The organism is Micromonospora sp. NPDC049004, assembly GCF_040649315.1.
In the GTDB taxonomy this organism is placed as follows: Bacteria; Actinomycetota; Actinomycetes; order Mycobacteriales; family Micromonosporaceae; genus Micromonospora.
On the sequence record NZ_JBEZFG010000004.1, the window covers coordinates 159,399 to 170,730 of the forward strand.

At 72.2% G+C, this 11,332-nt stretch carries 13 protein-coding genes; 12 read left to right on the forward strand and 1 reads right to left on the reverse strand.

What is annotated here, in order from left to right:
- Positions 1-47 precede the first annotated feature (47 nt).
- On the forward strand, positions 48-1,667 hold the full coding sequence (locus AB0B97_RS14070) for a DUF885 domain-containing protein (RefSeq protein WP_357493662.1): 1,620 nt from the start codon (positions 48-50) through the stop codon (positions 1,665-1,667).
- A gap of 18 nt (positions 1,668-1,685) precedes the next feature.
- On the opposite strand, the gene AB0B97_RS14075 is transcribed toward AB0B97_RS14070, so the two are convergent.
- A complete protein-coding gene (locus AB0B97_RS14075; protein ID WP_234584108.1) occupies positions 1,686-2,378 on the reverse strand; it encodes a hypothetical protein in 693 nt (230 codons plus the stop codon).
- Positions 2,379-2,591: 213 nt separating this feature from the next.
- Between AB0B97_RS14075 and eno the strand changes: the two genes are divergently transcribed.
- From eno to AB0B97_RS14130, 11 genes are all read left to right on the forward strand, one after another.
- Positions 2,592-3,875: a phosphopyruvate hydratase gene (gene eno, locus AB0B97_RS14080; protein ID WP_234584107.1), complete on the forward strand. Its 1,284-nt coding sequence runs from the start codon at positions 2,592-2,594 to the stop codon at positions 3,873-3,875.
- 78 nt (positions 3,876-3,953) lie between these two features.
- The gene (locus AB0B97_RS14085; protein WP_234584106.1) at positions 3,954-4,592 is read left to right on the forward strand and encodes a septum formation initiator family protein; all 639 of its coding nucleotides are present in this window, start codon (positions 3,954-3,956) and stop codon (positions 4,590-4,592) included.
- A gap of 34 nt (positions 4,593-4,626) precedes the next feature.
- Complete coding sequence (locus AB0B97_RS14090) at positions 4,627-5,184, forward strand: DUF501 domain-containing protein (RefSeq protein ID WP_234584105.1); 558 nt, start codon at positions 4,627-4,629, stop codon at positions 5,182-5,184.
- On the forward strand, positions 5,181-5,702 hold the full coding sequence (locus AB0B97_RS14095; protein WP_234584104.1) for an amino-acid N-acetyltransferase: 522 nt from the start codon (positions 5,181-5,183) through the stop codon (positions 5,700-5,702). Before AB0B97_RS14090 ends, AB0B97_RS14095 begins: the two co-directional genes overlap by 4 nt.
- Positions 5,703-5,881: 179 nt before the next feature.
- Entirely contained in the window at positions 5,882-6,811 is a 930-nt protein-coding gene (locus AB0B97_RS14100; protein WP_234584130.1) for a Ppx/GppA phosphatase family protein, read from the forward strand.
- Between the two features lie 103 nt (positions 6,812-6,914).
- Positions 6,915-7,247, forward strand: a complete 333-nt coding sequence (locus AB0B97_RS14105; protein WP_234584103.1) for a PadR family transcriptional regulator — start codon at positions 6,915-6,917, stop codon at positions 7,245-7,247.
- On the forward strand, positions 7,244-8,257 hold the full coding sequence (locus AB0B97_RS14110) for a hypothetical protein (RefSeq protein ID WP_357493669.1): 1,014 nt from the start codon (positions 7,244-7,246) through the stop codon (positions 8,255-8,257). Before AB0B97_RS14105 ends, AB0B97_RS14110 begins: the two co-directional genes overlap by 4 nt.
- Positions 8,258-8,387: 130 nt before the next feature.
- Positions 8,388-8,870, forward strand: a complete 483-nt coding sequence (locus AB0B97_RS14115; RefSeq protein ID WP_234584101.1) for a hypothetical protein — start codon at positions 8,388-8,390, stop codon at positions 8,868-8,870.
- A 212-nt stretch (positions 8,871-9,082) separates the two neighbouring features.
- The gene (locus AB0B97_RS14120; RefSeq protein ID WP_234584100.1) at positions 9,083-9,769 is read left to right on the forward strand and encodes a dienelactone hydrolase family protein; all 687 of its coding nucleotides are present in this window, start codon (positions 9,083-9,085) and stop codon (positions 9,767-9,769) included.
- Positions 9,762-10,502, forward strand: a complete 741-nt coding sequence (locus tag AB0B97_RS14125; protein WP_305076133.1) for a uracil-DNA glycosylase — start codon at positions 9,762-9,764, stop codon at positions 10,500-10,502. The genes AB0B97_RS14120 and AB0B97_RS14125 overlap by 8 nt, the downstream gene beginning before the upstream one ends.
- Positions 10,503-10,594: 92 nt before the next feature.
- Complete coding sequence (locus tag AB0B97_RS14130) at positions 10,595-11,332, forward strand: DUF4129 domain-containing protein (protein ID WP_357494272.1); 738 nt, start codon at positions 10,595-10,597, stop codon at positions 11,330-11,332.

Here is an 11,332-nt window from a genome sequence, read left to right on the forward strand (position 1 = left end):
CTCTTGATCACCGAGGTGGGCGCGGAGGGCTGGGTAGGGTGGGGCCGGTGGAAGAATTTGGGGTGCTCGCGGAGCGGGTCGTTGAGGCTCTGCTGGAGTCGCGGCCGGGTGTAGCCACCGCCGCCGGGGATCATCGGTTCGACTCCCGGCTTCCGGATCTGTCCGCCGACGCGCTGGCCGCCGACCGGGTGATGCTCTCCGACGCGGCGAACGCGTTGTCCGAGTTGGACCCGGACTCGCTGGACGTCGACGAGCAGGTGGACCACGCGCTGCTCACCTCCTTCGTGGACCGGGAGTTGTTCGAGCTGACCGAGATCCGGTCGCACGAGTGGGATCCCCTGCACCACAACCCCGGCCCGCTGCTGCACCCGTTGCTGGCCCGCCCGTACGCCCCGGCCGAGGTGCGGTTGACGCAGCTGGCGGGGCGGCTCGCCGCCGTACCGGATGCGCTCGCCACCGCCCGCGCGACGCTGCGGGACATGCCGCGGATCCACGCCGAGACGGCGGTGGGGCAGTTCACCGGCACTGCCGCGCTGATCCGCGACGAGCTGCCGCCGCTGCTCGCCCAGGCCCCGGGCAGCCTCGGCCAGGTCGAGCCGGCGGCCACCGCCGCGATCGCCGCGCTGGAGGAGTTCGTCGCCTGGCTGCGCGCCGGCCTGGCCGCCGACGCGGGCCCCGGCCGCGACCCGCGACTGGGCCGCCGCCGCTGGGAGGCGCGGCTCTGGCACACCCTCGACACCGAGCTGGGGGCCGCCGAGATCCAGCGCCGCGCCTGGGCCAACCTGGACCGGGTGACCGCGGAGATCCGGGCGGCGGCCGTCGAGCTGGTCGGCGGTCCGGCCGACGACGCGACGGTACGCCGGGCGCTGGACGTGCTCGCCGCCGAGCACCCGGACGACTCGACGATCGTCGAGCTGGCCGGGGTGACCCTGGACGAGGCTACCGACTTCGTCCGCCTCCACGACCTGGTGACAGTTGTCGACGACCGGTGCGTGATCCAGGAGATGCCGGAGTTCGCCAGGGGTGTCGCGGTGGCCTACTGCGACGCGCCCGGCCCGCTGGAGACCGCCGCCCTGCCGACCTTCTACTGCATCGCGCCCACCCCGGCGGACTGGTCGGCGCGGCGCGTGGACTCCTTCTACCGCGAGTACAACGACCACATGGTCCGCAACCTCACCGTGCACGAGGCGATGCCCGGCCACTTCCTCCAGCTCGTCCACGCCCGGCGGCACGCCGGTGGCACGAGGGTGCGGGCGCTGGCCCGCTCCGGCCCGTTCGTCGAGGGGTGGGCGGTGTACGCCGAGGAGCTGATGGCCGGGCTCGGCTTCGGTGGCCTGCCGGTGCGGTTGCAGCAGCTCAAGATGCAGCTACGCATGACCATCAACGCGCTGCTCGACCAGTTGGTGCACGCCGAGGAGCTGCCCGAAGCCGAGGCGATGGCGCTGATGACCGGGCGCGGCTTCCAAGAGGAGGGCGAGGCGGCCGGCAAGTGGCGCCGGTCGCTGCTCACCTCGACGCAGCTGTCCACCTACTTCGTGGGGTACAGCGAGATGGCGGAGATCGCCGCGGCCCGCCCGGACGGGGTGTCGGTGCGCGACTGGCACGACGCGATGCTCGCCCAGGACTGCCCGCCCCCGCGCCACCTGCGCACCCTGCTGGGCATCTGACCGGGTCGGTCGGACCGGTCAGGAGCCGCCCGGCCGACGGTCCACCACGCCGGCTCCGGCGGGCGGGTCGAACGCGTTCGTCTCCACCGTCTCGGAGTAACTGCTCAACGCCAGCTCCATCGGCTTGCCATCGACCGCGCCGAGGAAGCTGCCGAGCACGCCCTCGGTGGTCACGCAGGCGCTGAAGTCGCCGTCCGAGCGCTGCACCTCGACGCATGCGGCGTGATGCCCGGCGACTGTGGTGTCGCTCTGCTTGATCACCGCCTGCGGGTCGAGTGCGGCGGCGGTCAGCAGCCCGACCACCACCGGTGGGGTGACGAGACCCTGCCGGTTCGCCTCGGTGAAGAGCGCCACGGTGGGCTTGGTGCCCGGGGTGGGTGGCGCCACGAGCGTGCACGCCATCCGACCTGCGGTCGACGTGCAGCGGGTGACGGCGTCCGGCGTGACGGTGAGCCGCCCACCCGGGTAGGTGTACGCGGAGCGGGCCGGATCCTGCGCCTGCACGATCGCGGCGCTCTGGCCGCCGGGCAGTTGGTAGTCGGCCGAGTAGGTCAACTCCAGCGCCCGGTCGAGGCGGGCGGCGAGGTCGTTGACGAGATCCGAGCGACCCATGGCGGTGCCGGCGTCCTCGTATGTCTGACAGCCGGTGACCGTGAGCGACGCGATGACCGACACGGCGAGCATGCGGAGGGTGGTCGAGGCGGCGGGCATGACGACCAGCCTGGTGGATCAAGTCGGCGCAGCGCAAACCCGTTGCCGGTTGACGCCCGGAAATCCGGGAATGTCCGTCAGTGCGGGGCGACTCGGGTGCGCGGGCGACGCCGTGCCCGATCCCGCCGCCCGATACGCTGCGTTCAACACCTGCCTCAGCCGCACCGTCGCGGCCCACCCACGGACCGGATCACAACAACGAGGAGCGACTCAGTGGCAACCATCGAGGGAATCGTCGCCCGGGAGATTCTCGACTCGCGGGGCAACCCGACGGTCGAGGTCGAGGTCGGCCTGGACGACGGCACGGTGGCCCGCGCCGCAGTGCCCTCCGGCGCCTCCACCGGCGCGTTCGAGGCGATCGAGCTGCGCGACGGTGACGCCGACCGCTACCAGGGCAAGGGCGTGGAGAAGGCGGTCTCCAACGTCGAGGACAAGATCGTCGACCAGATCATCGGGTACGAGGCCAGCGAGCAGCGGCTCATCGACCAGAAGATGCTCGACATCGACGGGACCGACAGCAAGTCGGAGCTGGGCGCGAACGCCATCCTCGGGGTCTCCCTGGCGGTGGCGAAGGCGGCTGCCGGCAGCGCCGAGCTGAGCCTCTTCCGCTACCTGGGCGGCCCGAACGCGCACCTGCTGCCGGTGCCGATGATGAACATCCTCAACGGTGGCGCGCACGCCGACTCCAACGTCGACATCCAGGAGTTCATGGTCGCGCCGATCGGTGCGCCCACCTTCCGTGAGGCGCTGCGCTCGGGCGCGGAGGTCTACCACGCGCTCAAGTCGGTGCTGAAGAAGAAGGGCCTGTCGACCGGGCTCGGCGACGAGGGTGGCTTCGCGCCGAACCTGCCCACCAACGCGGCCGCCCTGGACCTGATCGCCGAGGCGGTCGAGAAGGCCGGTTACCGGCTCGGCACCGACATCGTGTTCGCCCTCGACGTTGCGGCCACGGAGTTCTTCGACAACGGCACCTACACCTTCGAGGGCGCCGCGAAGTCCGCCGAGGAGATGAGCAACTACTACACCAAGCTGGCCGGTGACTACCCGATCGTGTCGATCGAGGACCCGCTGGCCGAGGACGACTGGACGGGCTGGCAGACGCTCACCGCGTCGATCGGCGACCGGGTGCAGATCGTCGGCGACGACCTGTTCGTGACCAACCCGCAGCGCATCGCCCGCGGCATCGCGGAGAAGGCGGCCAACGCCGTCCTCGTCAAGGTCAACCAGATCGGTTCGCTGACCGAGACCCTGGACGCCGTGGACCTGGCCCACCGGGCCGGCTTCAAGTGCATGATGAGCCACCGCTCCGGCGAGACCGAGGACACCACCATCGCCGACCTGGCGGTGGCCACCGGCTGCGGCCAGATCAAGACCGGCGCACCGGCCCGCTCGGACCGGGTCGCCAAGTACAACCAGCTGCTCCGGATCGAGGAGGAGCTGGCCGACGCGGCGCGCTACGCGGGCGCGGGTGCGTTCCCGCGTTACCGTTCGGCCTGAGAGGTTGTCGGGAAGCCCCACTGCGGGGCTTCCCGACGCACTCGGCACCACACGTAGCCTCGGGGGAGGGGTGTGACGATGCAGCGCCGCACACCGGGTGGTCAACGTCCCGCCCGTCGACCGGGTCAGTCCGGCCGACCGGGTGCCGGCCGGGCCACCCGTGGGTCGCTCCGGGACGCCGGCGTACGCGCCGAACCGCGCGGTGCCGCCGGTCGGGCGCCGGGCGCGGTCCGGGGCGCCGAGGGCGTGCGCTCCGCGAACCGTCCGGCCGCCGCCCGTCGGACGGCCTCGGGCGGTGCCGTGAAGCGGCTCGCCGCACCCCATCCCCGTCGCTTCACCGGCCGGGCCACGGTGCTCTGCGCGGTGCTGATCGCGCTCGCCCTCGCGTACACCTATCCGGTGCGCGTCTACCTGGACCAGCAGGCCGACATCGAGCGGATGGAGGCCGCCCAGGCGGCGCAGGAGGAGGAGATCGCCAAGCTGGCCGCGGAAGCGGCCAAGTGGCAGGACGACGAGTACATCACGACGCAGGTTCGGGAGCGGTTCTTCATGGGCCGGCCGGGCGAGAAGATGATGGTGGTGTTGAACGACCCGGAGGGTGCCGCCCGCGACGCCGGGAAGTCGCCCGGCTCGGGCGCCCCGGCCGGTCCGACGACCTGGTACGACACGCTCTGGTCGAGTGTGCGGGCGGCGGACAGCCAGCAGCCGGGCAAGTGAGCCACCGACCAGCACACCAGGAGAGACGAGCACCGTGACTGTCGCACCACCGCCGGAGTCGGCGGCGGATTCCGTACCCCTGCCGCAGCGGGAGCCGGCCACCGAGGCCGACCTGGCCGCGGTGGCGGCGCAGCTCGGCCGCACGCCCCGGGGCACCCGTGCGGTGGCCCACCGCTGCCCGTGCGGCCTGCCCGACGTGGTGGAGACGACGCCCCGCCTCGCCGACGGCACCCCGTTCCCGACGCTGTACTACCTGACCTGCCCCCGGGCGACCGCGGCGTGCAGCCGGCTGGAGTCGGCCGGGCTGATGCGGGAGATGGCCGACCGGCTGACGACGGATCCGGAGCTGGCCGCCCACTACCGGGCCGCGCACGAGGACTACCTGGCCCGCCGGGAGGCGATCGGCGAGGTGCCGGAGATCGCGGGCATCTCCGCAGGTGGCATGCCGGGCCGGGTGAAGTGCCTGCACGTGCACCTCGGCCATGCCCTGGGTGCTGGCCCCGGCGTGAACCCGTTCGGTGACGAGACGTTGGCGCTTGTCGAGCCCTGGTGGGCGAGCGGCAGGTGCGTCGACGTGCCCCCGGCCGAATGACAGCTCAGGCCGAGGGGCAGATCCTGGTGCGGCGGGCCCGCACCGGGGACGTCCGGGGCATCCGCCGGTTGGTCGACACGTACACCGACGACCGGCGGCTGCTGAGCAAGGCCACCGTCACCCTCTACGAGGACGTGCAGGAGTTCCGCGTGGCGGTCCGGCCCGACGACGGCGTCGTGGTGGGCTGCGGGGCGTTGCACGTGATGTGGGAGGACCTGGCCGAGATCCGCACGGTGGCCGTCGACCCGTCCTGCCGGGGCCAGCGGATCGGGCACCGGCTGGTGGGTGAGCTGATCGACGCGGCCCGGGAGCTGGGCGTCGCGCGGATCTTCGTGCTCACCTTCGAGACCCGGTTCTTCGGCTCGTTCGGGTTCCGGGAGATCGACGGCGCTCCGGTGCCGCAGCCGGTCTACGAGCAGTTGCTGCGCTCGTACGACGAGGGTGTCGCGGAGTTCCTGGACCTGGAGCGGGTCAAGCCGAACACGCTGGGCAACACCCGGATGCTGCTGCGTCTGTAGCGGCCCGGCCGCGTTCGGCGTCGAGCTGTCGGGGCCGGTCACTCGGTTGAGCGTGATGCCTGTGCGGCATCAAGATGACACAGAGGCATCACGCTCATCGGCGACCAGCCGGTCCGTCCCGCCGATCGCGTCGGTGCCCCGGCGGGTGGCTGTCGTAGGGTTGCCGGGTGACGACGCGTGTGGCGGCCATCGACTGTGGGACCAACTCGATCCGACTGCTGGTCGCCGACCTGCCCGACGAGTCGGCCGGGCCGCAGGCCCCGCTGACCGACGTGACCCGGCGGATGGAGATCGTCCGGCTCGGGCAGGGCGTGGACCGGACGGGACGGCTGGCGCCGGAGGCGATCGAGCGGACGCGCGTGGCGCTGGCGTCGTACGCCGCCGACATCGAGAAGCTGGGTGCCCAGCGGGTGCGGATGTGCGCCACCTCGGCCTCCCGGGACGCTTCGAACGCCGCCGACTTCACGGAGATGGTGCGGGCGACCCTCGGGGTCGAGCCCGAGGTGGTCAGCGGCGACGAGGAGGCCCGGCTGTCGTTCACCGGCGCGGTGCGCGGGCTGCCCGCCGACGCGGTGGAGCCGTTCCTGGTGGTCGACATCGGCGGTGGCTCCACCGAGTTCGTGGTCGGTGACCGCGCCGGCGGCGTCCGGTCGGCCATCTCCGTGGACATCGGCTGCGTCCGGATGACCGAGCGGCACCTTCCGGGCGACCCGCCCACGCCGGAGCAGGTGGCGGCCGCTGAGGCCGACATCGCCGCCGTCGTGGACCGGGCGCTCGCGGCGGTGCCCGGCCGCGAGGCCGCCACGCTGGTCGGCCTCGCCGGGTCGGTCACCACAGTGGTCGCCATCGCTGCGGGCCTGCGGGAGTACGACCCGGAGCGCATCCACCACGCCCGGGTGTCGTACGAGGCGGTGGCCCAGGTGACCGCGGACCTGCTGTCCCGTACCAGCGCGCAGCGGCTGGAGATCCCGGTGATGCACCCGGGCCGGGCCGACGTGATCGGGGCGGGCGCGCTCGTGCTCCGCGTGATCATGGAGCGGGCCGGGATGCCCTCGGTGGTCGCCTCCGAGCACGACATCCTCGACGGCATCGCCTGGAGCCTCCAGTAGGCCACCAGCGCCCTTGACCGACGTCGTGTTGATCTGAGACCGGACGCGCCCGTCGGGGCGGAATCGTTGACGCTATTGCGCATTGCGCACTAGTGTGCAATGCGTGGACACCACACAGTTGTTGAAGGGCGTGCTCGACCTGGCCGTCCTGGCCGTCCTGAAGGAGGAGGACGGCTACGGTTACGACATCCTGCGCCGCCTCCGCGAGGCCGGCCTGGAGGAAATCGGCGACGCCTCGGTCTACGGCACGCTGCGCCGTCTCTTCGCCGCCGGCCTGCTCACCACGTACGTCGTGCCGAGCGAAACCGGCCCGCACCGCAAGTACTACTCACTCAACGCGGCCGGGCGTGACCAGTTGACCCGCTCCGGCAAGCTCTGGCGCTCGTTCGCCACCACAATGGACACTCTGCTCGACGATCGGGGGCTGGCGGCATGACCGTCACGGAGCAGGAGATCACCGACTACGTGGCGCGGGTCCGGGCCGCTCTGGCCGACCTTCCGCCCGACCGGCTCAACGAGCTGACCGAGGATCTCGCCGACCATCTCACCGAGGTCGCCGCCGAGGCCGAGGGCACCCTCGTCGAGCGGCTGGGCGAGCCGGAGACGTACGCCGCCGAGCTGCGCGCCGCCGCCGGCGTCGGCGTGGGTGGCGGGCGCAACCTCGACCAGCGGGTCGCCACCGCAGTGGTCCGGCTCCGCGGCCGGCTGCGCGCGATCGACACCCGGCTCGGCCCACCCCTGGGGTACGCGACGGCCAGCGACTTCCTCGGCCTGCTGCGCCCGGGTTGGTGGGTGCTGCGCGGCTATCTGGCGGCGATGCTGGTCACCGTGATCACCACGGGTGGCAGCTTCGGCCTGCTGCCCCGGTTCGGTGGGGAGCTGCTGGCCGGCCTGATCCTGCTGGTCGGTTTCGTGCTCGCCTCGATCTGGCTCGGTCGCCGATCCGGTCAGTTGAGTCGCTGGCCACGGTCGGCGTTGCAGGTCGGCAGCGCGGTGCTTGTGGTGTTCGCGCTCTCCGCCCTGATGCAGGCCGAGGACCGGATGCGCTACGGCGACTACGGCTACGACCCGACGTCGGTCGACAACCCGTACGACCGGATCCGGGACGTCTTCGTCTACGACAGCGAGGGTCGGCTGGTGGAGAACGCCCGGCTCTTCGACGAGAACGGCAACCCGATCCGACTCGGCTATCCGGACTGCGCCGACCCCGCCGCGCAATACGGCAACCCGCTGCTGCGGGCGTACCCGTACTGCCCGGACCAGGCGCCCTTCGGACCGCGGGGCCCGGGTATGCCCGGCCGGCCGACGAGCGGACCGCAGCCGACCGACACGTCGACGCCGAGCGAAAGCCCCGCGGTTCCGACCCCTTCGGCGACTTCGGCGAGCCCGAGCGTGACGCCGAGCGTCACACCGAGTGGCGGTCCGACCCCTACCGCGACGAGCTGACGGGCGATGTGAACCAGATCATGCACACGATGCTGGGAAATAGCTGAACGGACGAGGCGAGCGGGGCGACGCCGGAAATCAATGATCGTTACGGTGTCGTCTGCTCATTCACCCCTCGGAAGGAACCCCCGTGTCAGAGCAGGTCGCACCGCCCCCCGCGTCCGACGCCGCGCCGCAGCAGCCGGCCGTCGAGACGCCGCCCCCGGCCGAGCCGGAGGCGAAGAAGTCCGGTGGGAAGAAGGCGCTCGGCATCATCGGCGCGATCGTCGTGTTTCTCGTCGTCGCCGGCCTGAAGTTCGGTCTCGGCGCGGCGATCGGCAACTTCGTGAACAAGGACGAGACGGCCGACGCCAAGGCCGGTGACTGCATCGCGGAGCTGCCCGAGATCAAGGGCACCAAGGAGGAGGAGGTCGACGGCGCCAAGGTCGTCGAGTGCACCTCCACCGACGCCGCGTACAGCGTGGTGGGCCGGATCGACGGGCAGACCGAGGCTCAGGCCAAGGCCGACACCACCTGCAACGAGTTCTTCAAGGAAGACCAGGAGGGGTACGTCTTCTACAGCATCGAGTCGGGCAAGAAGGGTTACGTGCTCTGCCTGACCAAGAAGGCCTGACCGAAAAGGTCAGACCGAGCTGAGAGACCGATGACGGCGGCGGGGGAGTGTTCCCCGCCGCCGTCGGCGTACTCCCGGTCACCGCCCGGCGAACAGGAGGTGAATGCCACTGTTCCGGCGTCTTCCCGGCGGAGGCGCGGCATGGCAGGCTACCGGCACGTAGGACCACTGGGCGACCAGCCAACGATGACTGACCGCTAGGAGGACGGCCGATGGGCGACATGGTGAGCTACCGCAGCAACGGGGGTACGAGCGAGGGGTATCTCGCGATACCCGCCAGCGGCACGACCAGCCCCGCCGTCATCGTCATCCAGGAGTGGTGGGGTCTCGTCCCGCACATCCGGTCGGTTGCGGACCGGTTCGCCGAGGCCGGCTTCGTCGCCCTCGCCCCGGACTTCTACCACGGTGAGACCACCAGCGAGCCGGACGAGGCGCAGCGTCTGCTGCTGTCGATGCGGATGGACGAGGCGGCGAAGGACATCGCCGGTGCCGCCGACTACCTCGCGGGGCGGCCGGAGGTCGCCGGCAAGGTCGGCGCCGTCGGGTTCTGCGCCGGTGGCAGCCTGGCCCTCTGGTCGGCGACGCTCTCGGAGCGGATCGTCGCCACCGCCGGCTTCTATCCGGTGCTGCCCTGGGAGTCGATGCGCCCCGACTGGGTCGACTACGCCGGCAAGACGGCAGTCATCCACTGCTCCGAAGAGGACGGCACCTCGACCGCCGACGGTGTGCAGACCGCACGGCGGGCCATCGAGGAGGCCGGCGGCACCTGCCAGCTGTACGACTACCCGGGCACCTCGCACGCGTTCTTCAACGACGACCGGCCGGAGGCGTTCGACCAGCGTTCCGCCGCCAGCGCCTGGGCCCGCACCCTCGAACTCTTCCGGGCCAAACTTGGCTGAGTCGCGTACCCCCGACCAGGTCGTCGCCCGCGCCGCGCGGGCGACCGACCTGGCCGACCTCGACGCGGCCGTCAGCGACTGTTTCGCCTGTCCGCGCCTGGTCCGGTGGCGGGAGGAGGTGGCCCGCACCCGGCGGGCCGCCTTCCGCGACCAGGAGTACTGGGGTCGACCGGTGCCGGGCTTCGGCCCCGCCGACGCGCGGATCGCCATCCTCGGGCTCGCGCCCGCCGCGCACGGCGGCAACCGCACCGGCCGGATCTTCACCGGCGACCGCTCGGGTGACGTGCTCTTCGCGGCCCTGCACCGGGCCGGGCTGGCGAACCAGCCGACCAGCGTCTCCGCCGACGACGGGCTGGCGCTGCGCGACACCCGCATCTTCTCGGCCGTCCGCTGCGCCCCGCCGGACAACAAACCCACCCCGGATGAACGCGACACCTGCGCGCCCTGGCTGCACCGCGAGGTCACGCTGATCCGGCCCACCCTGCGCGTCGTGGTCGCGCTGGGCGCGTTCGCCTGGGCCGCGTGGTGGCCGGTGCTGCGCCAGGTGTACGGGCAGCGCCCGCCCAGCCCGCGACCGGCGTTCGGTCATGGGGCACACTGGTCCGGCGCGGCCGTGCCGGAGTTGCTCGGCTGCTATCACGTCAGCCAGCAGAACACCTTCACCGGGCGGCTGACACCGGGGATGTTGGACGATGTCTTCGGCCGGGCCAAGCAGCTGGCCGAAGTGGACTGAGAACGCGTGGGGTGGTGGCGATGACGAGCGCAGCACGCCCGCCCACACCGTCCCCGGTCGCCGGGTCGGGTGTGGTCCGCCCGGTGCTCGGCCTGCTGCGCCGATGGTGGCCGGTGGGTGCGGTGGCGGCGCTGCTCGCGGCCGCCGCGCTGGCATCGGCGCACTCGTCGATCGGCGCCAGTCAGATCCCGCCGGCCGCGGAGAACGTCCCCTGGGTGCCCGAATATCCGACGGACACGCCGTCGCCGCCCCCGTCGATCCCGGTCGAGCCGAGGGACGCCGGCGAGGGCACCCAGGCGCACATCCCGCAGTGGATCGCCACCGTGGCGATGGCTCTGCTCGGGCTGGCCATCCTCGCGGTGCTGGGTTATCTCAGCTGGATCCTGCTGCGTGGCGCGCTGCGCCGCACCTCGCGGGCGCTGCCGGCGCAGCGGGCCCGGCGTACGGCCGAGGGCACCGCCCGCGAAGTGGTCGCCGCCCTGGACGCCGGCCTGGTGGAGCTGGACGACCAGGCCACCGATCCGCGCGTCGCGGTGATCGCCTGCTGGGTACGCCTCGAGGAGGCCGCCGCCGCGGCCGGTGTGCCCCGGCTTCCCGGCGACACCCCGACCGACCTGGTCACCCGGCTGCTGCGGGGTGATGAGTCGACCGGGGTCCCGGCGATCGTCAGCGCCGACGTGCTGGCCGAGTTCGCGCACGTCTACCGCGAGGCCCGGTACGCCACGCGCGAGGTCGACAAGAGCACCCGCGACCAGGCCCGCGCCGCGCTGCGCCGGCTCCGCGGTGAACTCACCATCGTGACGACGGGCGCCCGCGAGGTGTCGTCGTGA

What these genes read in the sequence shown, in the direction of transcription:
- AB0B97_RS14075 (WP_234584108.1), bottom strand. Translation starts at nt 2,378, where the DNA reads ATGCCCGCCGCCTCGACCACCCTCCGCATGCTCGCCGTGTCGGTCATC.
- AB0B97_RS14085 (WP_234584106.1), top strand. Translation starts at nt 3,954, where the DNA reads ATGCAGCGCCGCACACCGGGTGGTCAACGTCCCGCCCGTCGACCGGGT.
- AB0B97_RS14095 (WP_234584104.1), top strand. Translation starts at nt 5,181, where the DNA reads ATGACAGCTCAGGCCGAGGGGCAGATCCTGGTGCGGCGGGCCCGCACC.
- AB0B97_RS14110 (WP_357493669.1), top strand. Translation starts at nt 7,244, where the DNA reads ATGACCGTCACGGAGCAGGAGATCACCGACTACGTGGCGCGGGTCCGG.
- AB0B97_RS14120 (WP_234584100.1), top strand. Translation starts at nt 9,083, where the DNA reads ATGGGCGACATGGTGAGCTACCGCAGCAACGGGGGTACGAGCGAGGGG.